We start from the raw sequence: 18,027 nt of genomic DNA on the forward strand, positions 1-18,027 counted from the left end.
CCCTTTCATGGTAAAATATCATATAATCCCTGAACCGGAATTATTTTCCGACAGGTAAATTTGCCTAACAAATTGAAGGACAATGATACAGATAGCTGTTTTTAGTGATGTGCATGGAAATCTTCCTGCACTGGAAGTGGTATTAAAGGATATTGAGCAGAGGGGAATAAGCCAAAAATTCTGCCTGGGAGATCTGGTAGATTTTGCGCCCTGGGGAAATGAAGTAATAGAAAAAATAAGAAGTCTGAACATTCCATGTCTGATGGGAAATCATGATGAAAGAATTGCTTTTGATATTCCTGTTGTTCCTTTGCCTAAGCATTCAGAAGAAGAGACGAATGCCAGATTCATTGCGATAGATCATTCTAAAAAACATATTACAGAACCGAATAAAAAATTTCTTTCCGGGCTGCCTTTTCACTTAAAGTTAAATTACAAAACAGGTAAAAAGCACTGGAACATCCAGCTGGTTCATTCCAGTCTTGAAAGCAATGATACTTATTTGTATGAATCAGAAAATGATGAGGTTTTTACATCTATGCTGGAATGGGCAAAAGCCGATCTGATCGTAATGGGACATACCCATTTATCATTTAAAAAACAGTTCGGAAATAATACATGGGCCGTTAATTGCGGTTCTGTAGGCCGCTCCAAAGAAGAAAACAGACTGGCTTCTTATCTGGTACTGACTTTGGATGAAGAAAAAATCACCCCTGAAATTGTACAGTTATCTTATCCGATTGATGAAACTGTCCGACAGATACATGAAAGCGGGATTCCGGATTATTATGCTTCGTTTCTTAAGAATGAAAATGTATTAATATTATAATTATTTTGTAACTTTGCATTATAATATTAATAATTAAGTCATGGTTAATTTAGAATGGTATCGTACTTTTAAGGCGATCTATAAAACCGGGACATTGACGGGTGCTGCTGATGCTTTATTCATATCACAGCCGGGAGTAAGCCTCCACTTAAGTTCACTGGAAGCTTATGTGGGTTACAAGCTGTTTGACAGGACCGGTAGAAAAATGATTCCGACAGAGCGTGGTAAAGTATTGTTTAATGCAGTTGCTGAACCGCTCACTAAGCTGGAAGATGTAGAAAAGAATTTTCAGAAATCTACAGAGAAACATACACCTACCATCAGTGTAGGGATGTGTTTTGAGACTTTTCAGACTACTCTGGAGCAATATGTTTCTTCATTACCTTTTAATCTGATCATCAGTTTTGGAGAATATCCTGAAATGCTGGATCAATTGGATAAAGGAATTCTCGATCTTATCATTACTCCTAAAAAAGGGTCTTCACCCAATATCGAGCATGAAGCCTTCTCTTCGGAACAAATTATTCTGGTCGGAGGGAAAGATGTAGATAAAGCAGCTTTCAATAAAGTGCTGAAAACAAAAGATGCAGAGCAGATTGAAGAGTGGCTGAAGAATGAAAAATGGTATGGAACCACCGGAGATATGGAACACCTTTTCCAGTTCTGGACCTTAAATTTTGGTCATAAACCGAATTTCCGCCCCAATTATATCGTTCCCAACCTGAATTCAATTATCCGCTGTCTGAAGGGAGGAACAGGATTAGCTGTTGTACCTGATTTTCTTTGCAGGAATGATATCGAAAGCGGTGAAGTACAGCTGATCTGGGAAGGAAAAAAGAAACTGGAAAACACACTGTATTTCGGATGTCGTAAGAAAACCAATTACCAGGCTGAAATAGAACACATTAAAGGTTTATTCCGCCAGGTGATGGCTTAAGACAACCATATCGCGCATCTGTAAACCGTTTTCATAGATTGGATCAGGATAATTTTTAATAAAAAAGTCTTTCAGAATTCCACTTCTGATGAATCCGTTTTTCTCATAAAATCTGATCTGTTGGAATCCCGTATCCGAGGTTCCGACAGTCAGTATTTTATAGTGGTTTTCTTTGGCAATTTCTTTAGCCTTGTTCATCAGGATACTTCCGATTCCTTTGCTACGGTAGCTTTCAATGACGGCAACATTTTTAATTTCCAGTTCAGTATCACTTTTTCTGTACAATGCCATCACTGCAATGTTTTCAGTACCGTTATGCAAAAGATAAATATCGGAATTGAAAATATATTGATTAATCGCTTCCTTGGTTTCATCCGCCAATAACAGGAGATGATAGGGAATTTCCGAATCGGAATTTAATTGATGAAAAGTGAAATCTTCCATTACAGACTCATATGAATAAGTGGATAATCTTTTCCTGAACCATCTTTTTCAGATCTTCCGACTTTTTTGAAACCCATTTTTTCATAAAAACCGATAGCCTGAGGGTTTTGTTCATTGACATCTACTTTGGTCAGTCCGGTTTTTTCTTTCATAAACTGATAAAGTGTTTTACCATAGCCTTTTCCACGTGTATCGTTGTGGATGAAAAGCATTTCCAGGTTGCCTTCTGCTACGGAAGCAAATCCTTTAGTTTCATGATCTTCAGTAATTAAATACACTTCCAGATTAGGAAGATAGTCTCTTGGAATGACTTCTTTAAAATAATTGAAATCTTCCTCAGCAAGAAAATCGTGTGTTGCTTTTACTGCTGATTCCCATATTTCCATAATTCTCGGATAATCCTCTGCTGTAGCCAATCTGATATGTTGTGACATGATTTTTAAATTTTGAGCAAAAATAGGGAAAATAGAGGTGAGATGCCAGGAGAAGGGTGAATTTTGAGGCTAGAGGCTAGAGGCTAGAGGCTAGAGGCTGGAAGCTGGGTGATGGAAGTTAGAAGTGTGCACGATTGGTTTTATCGACCACTTTATTCCCCTTCTCTGAAGGGGTGGATTTTTGCAAAGCAAAAAGACGGGGTAGTTAAAAATTCGGTATATAATGTTTTGGTTAACGCAAAGACGCAAGAAATCTTTCTAAAGACGTAATAGATAAGACGCAAAGATTTTATCTTCGATAAAATTGATTAATCAAAATAAACAACTTTACACCTTTACATTTTCTAACCTATTCTGGGGCTAATAAAATACCTTTCTTAGAAGAAAAACAGTAAAAATGGTAGGCAGAATTTTCAATTTTTTATTGCAAATTTGTTTATCACTTTATATTAATCATTAAAATAAAGATTTATGCAAAAGAAAACCTATACAGGACAACCTGTGGTAACATTAAATAACGGTGTGGATATTCCGGCCTTAGGATTTGGAGTATGGCAGATGGAAGATCTGAAAGAATGTGAAAATGCAGTAATCAAAGCTATTCAGACAGGATATAGAATGATCGATACCGCTGCTATTTATCAGAATGAAACTGCAGTAGGTACAGCCGTAAAAAATAGTGGTGTAAACAGAGACGAACTGTTTATCACCTCCAAAGTATGGGTTCAGGATCATGGATACGAAAAGGCGAAAAGCGCTTTTCAGAGAACATTGGACAGATTACAGATGGATTATCTTGATATGTATCTTATCCACTGGCCGTATGGAGATTTTCTGGGAACATGGAAAGCTTTGGAAGAGCTTTATCAGGAGGGGAAGATCAAAGCAATTGGAGTATGTAATTTTACCGTCGAAAAACTTGAAGAATTAAAAGCAAATTCAACTGTTTTACCGGTTATCAATCAGATTGAGCTGCATCCTGTATTTCAGCAGAAAGAACTGCAGGTGTATGACAGAGAAAATAATATCATAACACAGCCATGGAGCCCGCTGGGAAATGGTAACGCTAATCTTTTAAGCAATCCTGAACTGAAAGCTATTGCCGAAAAATATGGTAAAACCGTAGCTCAGGTAATCTTGAGATGGCACCTTCAGGAAGGTTTCGTTGTGATTCCAAAATCTGTGACACCATCAAGAATTGAAGAAAACTTTAACGTATTTGATTTTGAGCTGACAGAAGATGAAATGAATGTTGTCCGTTCTTTAGATACTGGAAAAAGATTGTTCTTTGATCCTAAAGATCCTGAATGGGAACAAAAAATGCTAAATTCTGTAGCAGATATTTAATAAAAATAAAGAATCAAAATATTCCCGCAGTTTTCACTAGTTCAGATTACGATCTGTGACATTCGTGTGATCTGTGGGAATTGTATTTTCATTCAGGGTGAGGAATATCATATCCTGTTGAAAATGAGGTGCTCTTATTTTTTGTACCTTTTAATTAAAATAATTTTTTATGTTCTGGCCCGATACAATCAGTAAAAAACTAGGAATACAATATCCTCTCATTCAGGCTCCGATGTTTGGGGTAAGTACTGTACAAATGGCTGTTGCCGCTGCAAAAGCAGGCTGTCTGGGATCACTGGCACTGGCTGATCTTTCGGCAGATCATTCTGTGGAATTGATCAGGGAAACAAAAGAACTGACTGATAAGCCGTTTGCTGCCAATATATTTGTCCATCACATTCCTGAAGTGACGGACGATTTAAAAGAAAAATATAGCAAAACCAAGCAGTTTATTGAAGAGCTGGCCAGAGAAAATAATATAGAAGTAAATCTTCCCGACATCGAAGAAATCAGTGTCAACAGCTATCATGAACAGGTTGATGCCATTATTGAAGAAGGATGTAAAATTGTAAGCTTTACATTCGGAAATCTTGATGATAAAAGTATTCAGAAATTACATGAAAACGGAGTGACTCTTATTGGTACCTGTACTTCTGTGAAGGAAGCTTTGTTGCTTGAAAAATCCGGTATTGATATTATTTGTGTGCAGGGAATAGAAGCTGGTGGCCACAGAGGTAGTTTTGAATCTGAAAATATTCCTCAGATCGGAGGATTATCTTTATTGTCACAGATCTACGATCAGGTAAATGTTCCTTTGATCTATGCGGGAGGAATTTATGGAGCAAAAACATTACAAGCCGTTAAAGACTTAGGTGCCCAGGGTTTTCAGGTGGGTAATCTTTTGCTGGCTTCTCAGGAAAGCGCTTTATTGCCTTTTGAAAAAGAAAGATTGAAAAGGGTAAGAGAAGAAGAAATTGTTCTCACGAAGAGCTTTTCCGGGCGGTATGCAAGAGGAGTGAAAAACAAATTTATAGAAACGGTTGAAAATTCAGAATATATTTTACCATATCCTTATCAGAACAAACTGACCAATGCCTTACGAAAAGCAGCTAAAGCTCTGCAAAATCCAGAGTTTGCAGGAATCTGGGTGGGACAGTCTATTCACCAGTACAGCGAACAGTCTACAGAGGAAATTTTAAAGAAACTGATCAAAGAATGTGAAATGTAGATCCATATGTTTTCCATTTGCTGGTAATTTTCTATTTTCGTGAAATATAAAAACTAAAACCAGCCAATATATCCATGAAATATTCAGAAGGAATTCAGAGATCACTTCCATTCGGATATCTTTTTCTCGTCATAATGGGAATACTAAAAGAAAGTGTATTCTACTATCAGATCAATATCAATATTCTCAAGTATTCAACAATCATGGACATTCTGATAAGTCCGATTGCTACTTTAACAGCTCATCCTATTATATTGATTGCCCTGATTGGGGTTGTTGTATTTTCATTTGCTTTTCCCTCTTTTTTATCGAAACAAGCTAATAAAAATAAACGTTGGGCATTACAAATGGCATCTCTTAAAGAACATGAAAACATGAGTAAAGAAGCTATTGAGAATCATTTTACCAATATGTTTGTGAGATTTCTTGCCATGATGTTATTGTCTTTCTTTGTAGGAATAGGATGGGGGGAAGGTCTTGGGCTCACCAGGAAGATCAAGGAGAATAAGCTTAAATATGACTATAAATTAAACTATGGAGATGAAAGCTTTGATCAGGTACATCTGATAGGATCCAACAGTATGTATTATATTTATCTTGCTAAAGGAAATAAAACGATAAAAATAGCTCCGATAGGTTCCATAAAAAGTATCGAACTGACCAATAACAAAAAATTGAATGATAATTAGTATACGTAATAAAAAAGCTTCAGATTGAATTTCTGAAGCTTTTTATTTATTTTGTTAAGTCTAATCCACCAAAATTTCCGGAACTCATCATGAGATAAACACCATCTGTTTTATCCAATGTATTCCAGTAGGCGTGTAGATCTTCAGCATTCGTGAAAACCTTTAGCTTTTCATTCTTGAATTTTTCTTTGATAAATTCAGGAGAGATAGGTTCCATTCTCTTGATCTTCAAGGCATCTTCAGAATAGAAAACTACAGCTTCCTCCAGACCGTCCATTGCATGATCATATTGCTCAAGGAAAGCCGGATTCAGACTGGAATAGGTATGAAGCTCCAGGAATCCGTATTTCTTATTATTTTTAAATTGCTCTGCAAAGGCTTTTACCGCAGCCTTTACCTTACTTGGTGCATGGGCAAAATCTTTGTAAAGGATTCCCTTATCTTCTCTTTCCACTTTTTCCAGACGCTTGGAAGCTCCTTTGAAACTCATGATTGCCTCATAGAAATCCTCATCCATAATACCCAATTGCTGGCAGATATGTCTTGCACCTTCAAGGTTCAGCAGGTTGTGTGCTCCAAAAACAGAAAGCGGAACATCTCCCATTTCAGTTTTTAAATATACTTTACCATTATTGATTTCGTATTCAGGAGTTTTGTAAGGGATTTTTCTGAAATAATTTTCTGCATTTTCCACTACTTTCACTACTTCCGGATCTTCTTCATTATACACAAGAACTCCGCCTGCCGTAATGCTTGCCACAAACTTTCTGAACTGATCAATATAATCATCAAATGTTTTGAATACATTGATGTGATCCCATGCAATGCCGCTCATTAAAGCAATATTCGGCTGATACAGTAAAAACTTAGAACGTAGATCAATAGGAGAGGAAAGGTATTCATCACCTTCCAGTACCATGAAATCATTATCCTGAGTCAGTTTTACCATACAGTCGAAACCTTCAAGCTGCGCACCTACCATGAAGTCCACATCTTTCTGATGGAAATTCAAAACGTGGAGAATCATTGACGTAATGGTTGTTTTACCATGTGATCCTGCAATAACAACTCTTGTCTTGTTTTTAGACTGTTCGTACAGGAATTCAGGATAAGAATATATTTTCAGGCCCAGTTCTTTTGCTCTTGCCAGCTCAGGATTATCCTGGTGGGCATGCATCCCGAGAATAACAGCATCAATATCCGGAGTAATCTTTTCCGGGAACCAGCCCATTTCCTGAGGCAGAATTCCTTTCTTTTCCAAACGGGTTTTTGAAGGCTCAAAAATAGCATCATCAGAACCTGTAACCTGATATCCTTTGTCTTTTAATGCGATGGCGAGATTATGCATGGCGCTTCCGCCAATGGCAATGAAGTGGGTTTTCAATTGTATTTACTGTTTTTTAACATTAATATTAATGATCTGCTGGAAAGCTTCAAGAATATTGTTCCAGTTGGTCTGATAATTCGGAATGATCATACTGGCATCCGATTTATTGCCCTCATTGGGACCTTTCTTGACATTGATGGACGTTGAAATATTGTCGTACAATTTTTTACGGTCTTCCTGTATTCTTCTGAAATTATTCTGAGAAAGAACCTGATCCAGTTTCTTTAAATCTTCATCTGAAATTTTAAAATCCTGTTTATATTTTTTTCCCTGGCCTTCAAAAGAGTAGTGTACATTATTCCCTTTGATCAGAAGATTTTCATATACAGGAGCAAAGCCTCCGCTTTTCGAATAACTGATATCAAAATCCGAATATACTTTCTGGCTGTTGCATGAAACTAATACTATGATTGCGAATAATATTCCAAGTATTTTTTTCATAATTTTTCTATTTACTTTAATTATTTGAGTCCTTTTGTTCTAATTTTTTAGCTTTAAGTTCTTCATCATAACTGTGTAATAGATTGAAATCTTCTGTCTGCTCAATGGCAGTCATAATTTTCAATAAAATTTCCGGTGCTTTTTCATTATCATAATCAATATCCAGAGGAGCTTTGAATTCCATCGTAGGTTTTACACCGGTTACCTTTACGCGGAGTCCTTTTTTATCAAAAGCTCTTCTGAATCCGTTTATTTTGATTGGAATTACAATAGGACGCTGATTTTTTACCAGTTTGGCAGTTCCTCTTCGTCCCTGTGCAAAAGCCGATGTAGTTCCTTGAGGGAAAGTAGCTACCCAGCCATTGTCCAATGCTTTCATAATATTATCTACCTCGCTCATGTCTACCATTCTGTTGACATTTTTCCCTTCAGATCTCCATGTTCTTTTTACCGTTACAGCTCCTGCAATTTTGAAAATTTTAGGAAGAATACCTTTGTTCATGGTTTCCTCTGCTGCTACATAGTAAAAATCGATCTTCGGATTCAAAAGATAGATCGGGTTTTTTATTGTATTGAGATATCCGTTGTTCACAGCACAGAAGGCATGGTACATGGCCGCCACATCTGCAAAATAGGTCTGATGGTTGGATACAAACAGTACGTTAGAGTCCGGAAGATCCACAAGGTGTTCTGTACCGGTTATTTTTAACTTATTAAAGCCATTGAATCTTCTGTAAGATACAATTCCTAAAATAAAAATAATAAACCTTTTCAAAAAATAAGGAGTTCCGAATGCATCGGTGAAAATATTTTTCTTCGCCATCTCTCAATTAAACACGGTAGTGCAAAGTTACATTTTTTTCAGCAACTGACTGAATTCACTTAATATCATCGCTGTAGCTCCCCAGATAATGTATCCGTTGAAATTAATCACGGGCACTTCATGTCCGCCTGCACTTGGCAAAGCCATGATTTCCGGGGTGTCCGACAGGTTTAAAAAGGAAGTGATCGGAAATTCTATGGTTTCCACAGCTTCCGTCTGTTGAAGAACGAAAGCAGGATTCTTTATTGTATAAGAAATATAGGGATAGACATAAAAATTGCTTGGTGGAATATAAATCGGAGACATTTCCCTGATGATTCTTACATAATGTTTATCTATTCCAATTTCTTCGGAGGTTTCCCGAACTGCCGTTTCAGCAAAATCCCTGTCCATTTCCTCACGCTTTCCTCCGGGCAGAGATATCTGTCCGCTGTGTCTGTCGTGTTCATTAATTGTCCTTTGGATCAATGGAAAATACCACTCGTTGTCTTTCAGATATAAAACAATATTAACCGCCGCAAATTTGGGATTCTTTGACAATACTTCATCATACGTAAAAACGGGGCGGTAGGGAGGTGAAAATACTCCATGGGCGTGCTCACCTGGAAGTTCCACGCTTTTTATTTTTCTCAATAAATCTTTTCCAAAATTTTCCATAGCTCAAATTTAGCAATATATCTCGAAGAAATAAATGCCTTAACATTAATTAACCTGTGAAATATCAGGATTTAAAGCTTTAACCCCCTTAATCTTACAGGGTAATTATTTAACTGAAATAACAGGGAGATGTTGTACCGGAAAATTGACGGAATTGGCAATGAAACAATATTCGCTGGCTTTATGATGAAGTTGTTCTGCTTTTTCTTTCATGGATTCTGCTGCAACAGTTACCTTAGGATGTAAAGTTACTTCTGTGAAGTGGCCGCTGCCACCGGCTGTCTCTGCCATGATGCCCGTTGCTTCGTCAGTGTAATCTGTAACAATAATGCCTGCTTCAGAACAGAAATGAAGGTACCAAAGCATGTGACAGGAAGAAAGTGAAGATAAAAACATTTCTTCAGGATTATATTTCGTCCGGTCGCCACGGAATGCCGGATCAGATGATCCTTCAATTACAACTTTATTCTCTGCTGAAATAGTATGGCTTCTCCCGTAATCTCTGTAACCGCTGGTTCCTGTTCCCTGGTTTCCCGTCCACTGGATGGTCATTTTGTAATGGTGGTTTTTCATATTTTAAAGATAAAAGATAAAAGATAAAAGATAAAAGATAAAAGATAAAAGATAAAAGATAAAAGATCTTGCTGTTAAAATTCAATAGGGGTGGGCTTTAGCCCGCCTACATAAACAAAAAACATCTATTGGCTTTAGCCGAAACTTATAGCAAGAAAGGTAATAAAAAAACCTCCAGAAAACTGAAGGTTTTAAATTTTTTAATTAGAGAATTCTATCAATTCTTCTTTTTTGGCATTGTAGATTTTGTATTCTAAATATTTAAAAGAATCCCTTGGAACAATGGTTACCCACTTTTTGTATTTGATAAACCATTTCATCTGGATACTTTTAATGCCTTTTGTAAGGTAGGCTTCCACAAATGGGTGTACGTGCAGGTAGATTTTTCCTTTTTCTTTCTGCAGGATATTTCTTAAGGTTTCACCCATTCTTTCTACGATAACAATAGGAGCTACAATTTCTCCGTCTTTGTTCGGGTTTTCTTCTTTGGTGTCGATCTGTTTTTCCGGACGGTTTCTCTGTCTGGTGATCTGGATCAGACCAAATTTACTTGGAGGAAGGATTTTGTGGCGTGCTTTGTCGCGCTTCATTTCCTCTTTAAGATGCTCGTAAAGATCTCTTCTGTGATCAGAATTCGGCATATCTATGAAATCGATAACGATGATCCCTCCCATATCGCGGAGGCGAAGTTGTCTTGCGATTTCTGTAGCAGCCATTTTGTTCACTTTCAGTGCATGCTCTTTGTTGACAGCTGCTCCGGTTGTAATATTGTTTCCGGAGTTGACGTCCACTACGTGAAGTGCTTCTGTGTGCTCAATAACAAGATAGGCTCCTTTGGAACTCGGAATGTTGACGTGTTTTCCGAAGCTCTGTTTAAGCTGTTTTTCAACATTGTAATATTCCAGAAGTGGAATATGGGAATCATAAAACTGGACAATATTTTTCTTTTCAGGGGCAATTACTTCAATGTAATTTTTCATTTCGTTCACCATTTGCTCATCATCGCAAATGATATTGACGAAGTCCTGATTAAAATTGTCTCTTAAAATAGCTGAAGCTTTGTCTTCTTCGCTTAAAACTTTAGACGGAACTTTATTTCTCTGGATGTTTTTGAAAGTACTTTCCCATTTCTGAACCAGCTGGTTCATGTCATTATGCAGGTCGGCTACTTTTTTTCCTTCTGCCACCGTTCTTATGATCACTCCGAATCCTTCAGGCTTAATGCTGTCGATAAGGGTTCTCAGTCTTTCTTTTTCCTCAGAGCTTCTGATTTTTTTGGAAATAGAAACTTTATTGTCAAAAGGAATTAAAACAAGGAAACGTCCTGTTAATGAAATCTGGGTAGAAATTCTTGGACCTTTGGTAGAAATAGGTTCTTTGGTAATTTGTAACAGAACAAGATCGTCCTTGGCAATTACTTTGTCTACCGTTCCGTTTTTGTCTATTTCGGGTTGTATCTCGAAATTTTTTAAGCTCGAAGTGCTTTGTTTTTTAGAAATAGTATCTTTTAAAAACTTTCTGTACGTAAGATACTGAGGTCCCAGATCCTGGTAATGCAGAAATGCATCTTTGTCATATCCGATATTGACGAATGCTGCATTCAGGTTTGGGGCAAGTTTTTTTACTTTTCCTATAAACAGATCTCCAACTATAAAATCGCTTTTGTCTTCTTGCTCATGAAGTTCACATAGTCTTCCGTCTTCCAGCAGCGCAATCTTTGTAAGATCATCTTCATGCGAAACTATTAGTTCTTTCTTCATTTTTTAATAAGATAAAATTGTTAAGATTATAGGAAGTGGATGTTTTTTATCGATTAATTCATCTATTAAATATAAGGATTTTGAATGGAAACCATTATATTTTTATTAAAATAATATTTGAAACCCTCCGTTTTCCGCGGAATCTTATAGTTGCAAACAAAAATATAGTTAGTGAACTTTAAAAATTTAAATCCACCAACTATATTATTATATTGTAAATCTCGAGAAAAAGAGATTATTTTTTCTTATGTCTGTTTGCTCTTCTTCTTTTCTTTCTTTTGTGAGTCGCAACCTTGTGTCTTTTTCTTTTCTTTCCGCTTGGCATAATTTTAATTTTTTAGTAACTAGTTAATATTCAGTTAATGTTCTTATTTTACTGCAACTTTAGTTTTTACTTTCTCAACAAAAGATTTTGAAGGTTTGAAAGCAGGAATGTTATGAGCAGGAATCTCAATTGCAGTGTTTTTAGAAATATTTCTTCCTGTTTTAGCAGCTCTTGTTTTAATGATAAAAGATCCAAAACCTCTTAGATAAACGTTATCCCCATTATACATAGAAGTTCTGATCTCCTGCATAAAAGCTTCTACAACTTTCTGTGTTTCATTCTTTTCTGTTCCCAACTTATTTGAGATGGTGTTTACCAATTCTGCCTTTGTCATTTCCTTATTTTAATTTTAAATTTTAGGTGTGCAAATTTAGTTAAAAAAATTGAATACTAGCAAATTAGTGGCAAAATATTTTTATTCAAAGAGTTGGACTTTTTATGTATACACTATATTAAGGCAGGATGGTGATAATTTAACAATAAAATAATGTAACCGGATAAAGGTACAAAAAATTGATGAACAAAATTTAATAAATGCTGGTTATAACAGGTCTGGCAGCATTTTATGGTCTTTAGCATACTATTTTTGAGATCCGTTATCTGCCCTTGACCATCCGCCCGAAATTGGATTTTTCAATTGAAATCAGATTTTTTTATAAACTGGAATTATAATATCCGTTTTCTACGCAGAAGCGGATAAGATGAAGTTTGGTTTTCAATCCCAGCTTTTCTGTAAGTCTGTTGATATAAGTATCAATTGTTCTGGTACTGAGATTGAGTTTTTCTGCAATTTCTTTATTGCTGAATCCTTCATAGCAGAACCTCATGAGCTGTATTTCAGATGGGGAAAGCTCTTCCTGTCCTTTTTTCTGCCTGTCCATATATTCCTGTACGGCTAGCGGCTGCTGTTCCCATTCTTTGGAATAAGCCTGATAGTCGAAGTCGTCAGAGGCAATACTTCCTTTAATAATATCCTTTATAATGGTGCTTTTTTTCTGACAGTAATAGATATTGGGAATCTTCGAAAGGATTTCCGCCATATCTTCCTGATAAGTGCCGGAATACGTAATAATAGGGGTTTCAGTATTGTTTTTTCTGATGTACTTAATAGCTTCAATTCCACTTAATACCGGCATGAAGAGTTCAATAATGAACACATCTTCCTGTCTTCTGTAGATTCTGTTTACCAGCTCATGCCCATTGTTACAATCATTCAGAAGCATATAGAAAGGATTTTCCATAAGTGTTTTGATCATTATTTTTTTAAAATAAAAATCACTGTCAGCAATGGAAAAACGTACGGTATTAGATAATATTTTACTCATTCTTAATATCGATTTGGCGAATGATATTTAAAATTCAGAGGTCTAATTTATGAAAAACTTATCAAAGTGAAAATTAATATTAATTTAATCAGGGTTTTCACGAAACAGGGTTGGGGAAATTACGTATTGTGCATAAATTTTTTTTTTTATATTTTCACAGGCCAAACAAATCGCAAATTATGTCTTCTAACAGGGAAAAAAAATTAAACAAATCTGACGTCAGAACGGGCATTTGGAAGTTTATTCTGTCATTTGTCGTTTTGTCGGTTGTATCTTTTGCTTGCTTATTTCTCTTTTTTAAGAGTTATGATATACAGCGGGAAGGAATTAGCCGTGAAGCTGAAGCGTATAAAGAACTGATGCTTCGAAGCGACGTGCTTAAGGATCACATTGATGATATTTACGACAAAATGAACCAGCTTAGCATCAATAAGGTGGAGAATGAGGTATTTCTGAGAACCAGTATTATGGATAATGTAAGAGATGCCAAAAATATTATGGGTAAAGACAGTGTGCAGAGCTTTAAACATTATGCCGTACTGATGAAGCAGATTGTACCGATGATGACTTTAAAAGCAAAGATCATCGAAGTAGAGTATCAGAAAAAAACCGTTTTACGGGATCTTGATGAATGCATGGGCAAGATTAAAGTAACCAACAACGAACTTCGGAAAGACCCTACGAGAAATTTCACAGGAAGTAGAAGAAGAAGATAAAAAGAAAAGATATGCAAGGACAAATCACATTATCGAAGAAAGAAAGGCATTATCAGTTTTTTTATTTAATACTGATGCTGGTGACTGCCATGTTATTTTTGGGAGTGATCTTTCTGAAAGGATTTGAATCCCCTTTTTCTGATGAAGATGTAAGAGGCATTCAGAATCTTGAGCAGAAAGCCGAATTTGAACAACACCAGAAAGTTGTTCTTCCCATCATGGACAGTACCTACACCATGATCACCAAGCTTACTGATGACGGACCCCAGCCTTTTATCGAAAACAATATCCAGCTGGGTGTTAACGACCTTAACAGCTATTTCAACAGTACCGATGTTGTGGATATCCGTAAAGATGCCTATCCGCAGATCGCGAAATTCTATAAAATGTATTTTGATGACAAAAAAGTCATTTCAACAACTTCTGAAGACATTAAAATTTTCCAGAAACAGGTGGATGAATGCAGAATCGGATTTAAAGATAAGCAGAATAAGCTTTATCAGCGCGAGCAGGATCTGAAAGCAAGAATGCAGTAAGCAAATAAATACTAGGAACATACATAAAACACATCACAATTACTAACTATGAATTATTTTCAAAAGAACAAGAAAAACATTATTATCGGTGTTATTGCAACTTTGCTGATCGCAGCATTGGTTGCTCTGTGGCTGCAGAAAAAGGTAATACATTCAGCAGATGATATTGTTGGGGTGGTTTATCCGTCTTCACTGGCGGTAGGAGACACGCTTTTATTCGAAGATAAAACCCAGTTTGCCAAAACCAAGAGATGGAATTTCGGAGATGGGACAACTTCAGATAAAAACAGTGGTATTCACTTCTATAATAAACCGGGATATTATCAGGTGATTTTGATCGTCGACAACAAGTACACGAAATCTTTCCCTGTAATGGTAAGCGCAAGAAGCGTTCAGAAACCAAAAGATACTGCAACGGCAAAAACAACGATCGAAGCCGTAAGTCAGGCAATGCAAAATGAAAACGTGACCTTCCGTGCTATTTCTGATGCAAAACAGTTTGCATGGAAATTCGGTGAGTCCGGAAATACAGATGCTAAGGACAAATTTACCATCTATTCCTATAAAAAACCTGGAGAGTATCTGGTGACTCTTTACACAGAACAAAGCCAGGATCCTATTTATCACCGTATTAAAATTCTTCCTGCTTATGATGCTCTTGCTGAAGATGAAGTTTCAGTGGAAGACTCTTATGCCAAAGTAGATAATGATTTTAAATATCACCTGCAGCAGATTGCCAACGGAAACAGTTTCAATATGCACTACAATTACCTGCTGAAAACCTATCTGTGTAACAATGAAAATACAGTGGTAAAAGTAAATGACAGCAAAGTGAATAACTTCTACATGTATTGTGCAGGCCTTCAGTTTGACAAGAATACAGTGATTCAGACGGTAAAAGTAAACCTGGACGACACACAGAACTGTGTAACTAAAGTAGATATTAATCAAAGCAAATAATTTCATCCGGTCTTACGGATGTACCAATCATAAAAAGATTAAATAGGATGAAAAATAAATTTCCTCTAGCAGCATATTATATAGGGTTAACAGTATTATTGACGAGTTGTCAGGTAAAACTGCCGTCAAAGAAAACCCCGGAGCCTTCACAGTATGGGCAGGTGGATGCATCCCCTGTCGTTAACGGATATCCGAAAAAGTCAGTGCCATGGATCGTTATTTCAGACCGGTCAAGAAATACGGCTTATCTGGATAAAGATGATGAGAAGTCTTACAAAGAAGTAAAATTCCTTGAACCTTTAATGGTTTTAAAACATAGAGACGGAATGGTAAAAGTAGCGGAATATGTTCCGGATGCTTTAATGAAGAAAGTTTCGTCAAAATCGATCAAAACATATGGCTGGATTCAGGAGTCTGATCTCCTTCTCTGGAATAACGCTTTAAAAAGTGAAAAGACAGGTTATCCTGTAAGAGTGGCAGTAGTACCTAATAACAGCGAAGTCATCAGAAATGCTGAAAGATACTATAAAAACGACTCTATTATGGTGTTCAACTCACCAAGCCTTATTGAAACAGCCAATGTAAAAATTCCTAACGGACAAATTGTATATGTGTACAAAATGGCCGAAAATAATAAACGTTTTCTGGTAGGTAAAAAACCATCTGTTGATATGGACAGTATCAATAAAGGACTTTACGGCTGGGTAAGCTCCAATGTAATCTCCACCTGGGGAGAACGTTCCGCTATCAGACTTAAAAATACAACAGGAATTACCGATACAACGCTGGGAATTCATGAAGGACATCCGGGTGGATCAGCATCAGATGCGTCCAACAAAACAGCTATTCTTCTTACCGATGTGAATAAGAGAACACAGCTGGAAAATATCTTCCCAGTAAATCTTCCTTTAGAAGAAGCTCCAACACCTGATACCAAGACAAAATATTTCACCAATATTTTAGATTACAGTAAGAATTTCGTATCCAATGTACTGGGTGAACCGATTTATTTCGACCGTTACAGAGAGATCACGGAAAAAGATAAAAACATTAATATTGTTTTTGCATTGGATGTAAGTGCCGGTAATGCGCCTTATGCACCTATTGTAAAATCATTGTTACAGGATCTTCAGCTTAGGTTTGAAAAGCCTTCCTATTTTAGCAATGTTAAATATGGAGCGGTTTTATACAAGAACAATCCTTGCGGAGATAATGTTTCTGTATCCAGCTTAAGCACAGATTACAGTAAGATTTCATCATTTATTGATCAGAAAACGAATGAAATGAACTGTGCCAGCAATAGCGGTTATCAGCCGGTAGGAGAGGCTCTTACGGCAGCAGGAAACCTTCTTTCAAACGTTCCTGATGAAACCAATATCGTTGTTACTGTAGGAACTTCTGCCAACCAAAGCGGAAATATGTACAGTGTAATCAGTTCTCTTACGCAGGCTCAGGCAAGACTGATCATGTTCCAGACCAGTGCAAGATCATCAGATACCTACAATGATTTTGTATTGATGGCGGAAAATGTGGTTACCAATACAGCCAAAAATATTGCTGAACTTAAAAAACAAAAGATCATCAACCAAAATGATGTGCTTACCAAGAATAATTTCAGCCTTGTGGAAGGAGATACAGGATTCTTCTCTTTAGCTTACCCTAAACAGAGTATGTCTCAGGGATTCGTTATTTTCCCTAAGAAAGGAGACATTACGACTCCGGGATTCCTGAAAAAATCTGTTGACAGCCTTATTGCACAGGTTACTCTGGATAATCAGACTATTGATAAATCTCTTAATGAATACTTCCATTCATCCGTAGGAGCAGGTAGAACAGATGTGGATTTAAAATATAAATACCTGTATCCGGGACTTACCAATCCGGTTTCTGCAGGAATTGCCGCACAGCTGATCAACTATGGAAGCCCATTCCTTGTAAAAGGATATATTCCAAAAGATCTGAAAGATTTTACTCCGGCAATAGAAAAGGGAATCCTTATTTCTGAATCGGAATATGATAACTTAAAAGCTTTCTACACGGAAGTATACAGAAATACTCAGGCAGACCGTGCAGATTTTAATCAGGGAAGAGCCATTAAAGAGTATGTTAAATTACTGAAGAAGTACAATCCTACGATAAAATTCTTGGATAAAGGAGCACTTTATGAGCTGCCAATGTCTTATGCGATCGGAATGAGTACCGGATTTGATCTTTCTGAAGAAGAATTGATGGCTAAATATAAGCTGAAAGGCTGGAAAAAATCAAAAGTCGTTCCTAGTGAAACGGTAAAAAATTATTTCCAGCACTATAAAAACTTAGCGGACAGAATGCTTGCCAACAGAAACAACCCTGCTGTAAAAATTCAGCAGAATGGGCAGACTTTCTACTGGCTTAATGAGTATTTTACACCATCCAGAATTCCAACAGAACAACCGGAATACACAAAGCATTAAAAACATTTTTTTGTTATATCAAAAGCAGGAGTACATACTTCTGCTTTTTTTTGTAGTATAAAAACAGATCAACAAACCTTAAATCTTAAATTTTTAAACTTTGAACCTTCATTATTTCTCTTTGATGTGTAAAATTATTTTTTATCTAAAAAAAGAGAAATAA

General features: G+C 36.5%; 19 protein-coding genes. 9 read left to right on the top strand and 10 right to left on the bottom strand.

Annotation, left to right across the window (positions count from 1 at the left end):
• Nucleotides 1–82 precede the first annotated feature (82 nt).
• A complete protein-coding gene (locus AC59HC_RS03535; RefSeq protein ID WP_429816327.1) occupies nucleotides 83–829 on the top strand; it encodes a metallophosphoesterase family protein in 747 nt (248 codons plus the stop codon).
• A gap of 40 nt (nucleotides 830–869) precedes the next feature.
• Nucleotides 870–1,766, top strand: a complete 897-nt coding sequence (locus AC59HC_RS03540) for a LysR family transcriptional regulator (RefSeq protein WP_202843240.1) — start codon at nucleotides 870–872, stop codon at nucleotides 1,764–1,766.
• On the opposite strand, the gene AC59HC_RS03545 is transcribed toward AC59HC_RS03540, so the two are convergent.
• Nucleotides 1,743–2,210 (bottom strand): GNAT family N-acetyltransferase, encoded by a 468-nt coding sequence (locus tag AC59HC_RS03545; RefSeq protein ID WP_202843238.1) that lies wholly within the window; start codon nucleotides 2,208–2,210, stop codon nucleotides 1,743–1,745. The genes AC59HC_RS03540 and AC59HC_RS03545 overlap by 24 nt on opposite strands.
• Nucleotides 2,210–2,644 (bottom strand): GNAT family N-acetyltransferase, encoded by a 435-nt coding sequence (locus AC59HC_RS03550; RefSeq protein ID WP_202843236.1) that lies wholly within the window; start codon nucleotides 2,642–2,644, stop codon nucleotides 2,210–2,212. The genes AC59HC_RS03545 and AC59HC_RS03550 overlap by 1 nt, the downstream gene beginning before the upstream one ends.
• Before the next feature lie 471 nt (nucleotides 2,645–3,115).
• On the opposite strand from AC59HC_RS03550, the gene AC59HC_RS03555 reads away from it, so the two are divergent.
• The 3 genes from AC59HC_RS03555 (at nucleotide 3,116) to AC59HC_RS03565 (ending at nucleotide 5,908) form a co-directional block, all read left to right on the top strand.
• Nucleotides 3,116–3,991: an aldo/keto reductase gene (locus AC59HC_RS03555; RefSeq protein ID WP_202843234.1), complete on the top strand. Its 876-nt coding sequence runs from the start codon at nucleotides 3,116–3,118 to the stop codon at nucleotides 3,989–3,991.
• Nucleotides 3,992–4,160: 169 nt separating this feature from the next.
• A complete protein-coding gene (locus tag AC59HC_RS03560) occupies nucleotides 4,161–5,219 on the top strand; it encodes an NAD(P)H-dependent flavin oxidoreductase (protein WP_202843232.1) in 1,059 nt (352 codons plus the stop codon).
• Between the two features lie 74 nt (nucleotides 5,220–5,293).
• Entirely contained in the window at nucleotides 5,294–5,908 is a 615-nt protein-coding gene (locus tag AC59HC_RS03565) for a hypothetical protein (RefSeq protein ID WP_202843230.1), read from the top strand.
• Between the two features lie 46 nt (nucleotides 5,909–5,954).
• Here the strand turns inward: AC59HC_RS03565 and AC59HC_RS03570 are convergent, their stop codons facing one another.
• From AC59HC_RS03570 to AC59HC_RS03605, 8 genes are all read right to left on the bottom strand, one after another.
• Complete coding sequence (locus AC59HC_RS03570; RefSeq protein ID WP_343641527.1) at nucleotides 5,955–7,292, bottom strand: UDP-N-acetylmuramate--L-alanine ligase; 1,338 nt, start codon at nucleotides 7,290–7,292, stop codon at nucleotides 5,955–5,957.
• 6 nt (nucleotides 7,293–7,298) lie between these two features.
• Entirely contained in the window at nucleotides 7,299–7,736 is a 438-nt protein-coding gene (locus AC59HC_RS03575; protein WP_496558012.1) for a hypothetical protein, read from the bottom strand.
• Nucleotides 7,737–7,752: 16 nt separating this feature from the next.
• Nucleotides 7,753–8,559 carry a lysophospholipid acyltransferase family protein gene (locus tag AC59HC_RS03580; RefSeq protein ID WP_062675350.1) on the bottom strand — a complete coding sequence of 269 codons (807 nt, stop codon included), beginning with the start codon at nucleotides 8,557–8,559 and terminating at the stop codon, nucleotides 7,753–7,755.
• Nucleotides 8,560–8,586: 27 nt separating this feature from the next.
• Nucleotides 8,587–9,216, bottom strand: coding sequence for an NUDIX hydrolase (locus AC59HC_RS03585; RefSeq protein ID WP_110011656.1), 630 nt, complete (start codon nucleotides 9,214–9,216; stop codon nucleotides 8,587–8,589).
• Between the two features lie 105 nt (nucleotides 9,217–9,321).
• Nucleotides 9,322–9,789, bottom strand: a complete 468-nt coding sequence (locus AC59HC_RS03590) for an OsmC family protein (protein ID WP_411414269.1) — start codon at nucleotides 9,787–9,789, stop codon at nucleotides 9,322–9,324.
• Nucleotides 9,790–9,989: 200 nt separating this feature from the next.
• Nucleotides 9,990–11,549: an Rne/Rng family ribonuclease gene (locus tag AC59HC_RS03595; RefSeq protein WP_110011658.1), complete on the bottom strand. Its 1,560-nt coding sequence runs from the start codon at nucleotides 11,547–11,549 to the stop codon at nucleotides 9,990–9,992.
• 368 nt (nucleotides 11,550–11,917) lie between these two features.
• Nucleotides 11,918–12,208, bottom strand: coding sequence for an HU family DNA-binding protein (locus AC59HC_RS03600; protein WP_002984212.1), 291 nt, complete (start codon nucleotides 12,206–12,208; stop codon nucleotides 11,918–11,920).
• 319 nt (nucleotides 12,209–12,527) lie between these two features.
• Entirely contained in the window at nucleotides 12,528–13,199 is a 672-nt protein-coding gene (locus AC59HC_RS03605) for a response regulator transcription factor (protein WP_047429454.1), read from the bottom strand.
• 179 nt (nucleotides 13,200–13,378) lie between these two features.
• Between AC59HC_RS03605 and tssO the strand changes: the two genes are divergently transcribed.
• Genes tssO through tssR form a run of 4 tightly spaced genes read left to right on the top strand, consistent with a single transcriptional unit; the run spans nucleotide 13,379 to nucleotide 17,864 of the window.
• Complete coding sequence (tssO, locus tag AC59HC_RS03610; protein ID WP_395972643.1) at nucleotides 13,379–13,915, top strand: type VI secretion system TssO; 537 nt, start codon at nucleotides 13,379–13,381, stop codon at nucleotides 13,913–13,915.
• A gap of 11 nt (nucleotides 13,916–13,926) precedes the next feature.
• Nucleotides 13,927–14,451, top strand: a complete 525-nt coding sequence (locus AC59HC_RS03615) for a type VI secretion system transmembrane protein TssO (protein ID WP_110011660.1) — start codon at nucleotides 13,927–13,929, stop codon at nucleotides 14,449–14,451.
• 48 nt (nucleotides 14,452–14,499) lie between these two features.
• Nucleotides 14,500–15,411, top strand: coding sequence for a PKD domain-containing protein (locus AC59HC_RS03620; RefSeq protein WP_110011661.1), 912 nt, complete (start codon nucleotides 14,500–14,502; stop codon nucleotides 15,409–15,411).
• 47 nt (nucleotides 15,412–15,458) lie between these two features.
• A complete protein-coding gene (gene tssR, locus AC59HC_RS03625; protein WP_496558013.1) occupies nucleotides 15,459–17,864 on the top strand; it encodes a type VI secretion system protein TssR domain-containing protein in 2,406 nt (801 codons plus the stop codon).
• Nucleotides 17,865–18,027: the final 163 nt, after the last annotated feature.

The sequence above is a fragment of the Chryseobacterium sp. DZ-32 genome, assembly GCF_059587025.1.

What these genes read in the sequence shown, in the direction of transcription:
- AC59HC_RS03535 (WP_429816327.1), top strand. Translation starts at nt 83, where the DNA reads ATGATACAGATAGCTGTTTTTAGTGATGTGCATGGAAATCTTCCTGCA.
- AC59HC_RS03540 (WP_202843240.1), top strand. Translation starts at nt 870, where the DNA reads ATGGTTAATTTAGAATGGTATCGTACTTTTAAGGCGATCTATAAAACC.
- AC59HC_RS03545 (WP_202843238.1), bottom strand. Translation starts at nt 2,210, where the DNA reads ATGGAAGATTTCACTTTTCATCAATTAAATTCCGATTCGGAAATTCCC.
- AC59HC_RS03550 (WP_202843236.1), bottom strand. Translation starts at nt 2,644, where the DNA reads ATGTCACAACATATCAGATTGGCTACAGCAGAGGATTATCCGAGAATT.
- AC59HC_RS03555 (WP_202843234.1), top strand. Translation starts at nt 3,116, where the DNA reads ATGCAAAAGAAAACCTATACAGGACAACCTGTGGTAACATTAAATAAC.
- AC59HC_RS03560 (WP_202843232.1), top strand. Translation starts at nt 4,161, where the DNA reads ATGTTCTGGCCCGATACAATCAGTAAAAAACTAGGAATACAATATCCT.
- AC59HC_RS03565 (WP_202843230.1), top strand. Translation starts at nt 5,294, where the DNA reads ATGAAATATTCAGAAGGAATTCAGAGATCACTTCCATTCGGATATCTT.
- AC59HC_RS03575 (WP_496558012.1), bottom strand. Translation starts at nt 7,736, where the DNA reads ATGAAAAAAATACTTGGAATATTATTCGCAATCATAGTATTAGTTTCA.
- AC59HC_RS03580 (WP_062675350.1), bottom strand. Translation starts at nt 8,559, where the DNA reads ATGGCGAAGAAAAATATTTTCACCGATGCATTCGGAACTCCTTATTTT.
- AC59HC_RS03585 (WP_110011656.1), bottom strand. Translation starts at nt 9,216, where the DNA reads ATGGAAAATTTTGGAAAAGATTTATTGAGAAAAATAAAAAGCGTGGAA.
- AC59HC_RS03590 (WP_411414269.1), bottom strand. Translation starts at nt 9,789, where the DNA reads ATGAAAAACCACCATTACAAAATGACCATCCAGTGGACGGGAAACCAG.
- AC59HC_RS03595 (WP_110011658.1), bottom strand. Translation starts at nt 11,549, where the DNA reads ATGAAGAAAGAACTAATAGTTTCGCATGAAGATGATCTTACAAAGATT.
- AC59HC_RS03600 (WP_002984212.1), bottom strand. Translation starts at nt 12,208, where the DNA reads ATGACAAAGGCAGAATTGGTAAACACCATCTCAAATAAGTTGGGAACA.
- AC59HC_RS03605 (WP_047429454.1), bottom strand. Translation starts at nt 13,199, where the DNA reads ATGAGTAAAATATTATCTAATACCGTACGTTTTTCCATTGCTGACAGT.
- tssO (WP_395972643.1), top strand. Translation starts at nt 13,379, where the DNA reads ATGTCTTCTAACAGGGAAAAAAAATTAAACAAATCTGACGTCAGAACG.
- AC59HC_RS03615 (WP_110011660.1), top strand. Translation starts at nt 13,927, where the DNA reads ATGCAAGGACAAATCACATTATCGAAGAAAGAAAGGCATTATCAGTTT.
- AC59HC_RS03620 (WP_110011661.1), top strand. Translation starts at nt 14,500, where the DNA reads ATGAATTATTTTCAAAAGAACAAGAAAAACATTATTATCGGTGTTATT.
- tssR (WP_496558013.1), top strand. Translation starts at nt 15,459, where the DNA reads ATGAAAAATAAATTTCCTCTAGCAGCATATTATATAGGGTTAACAGTA.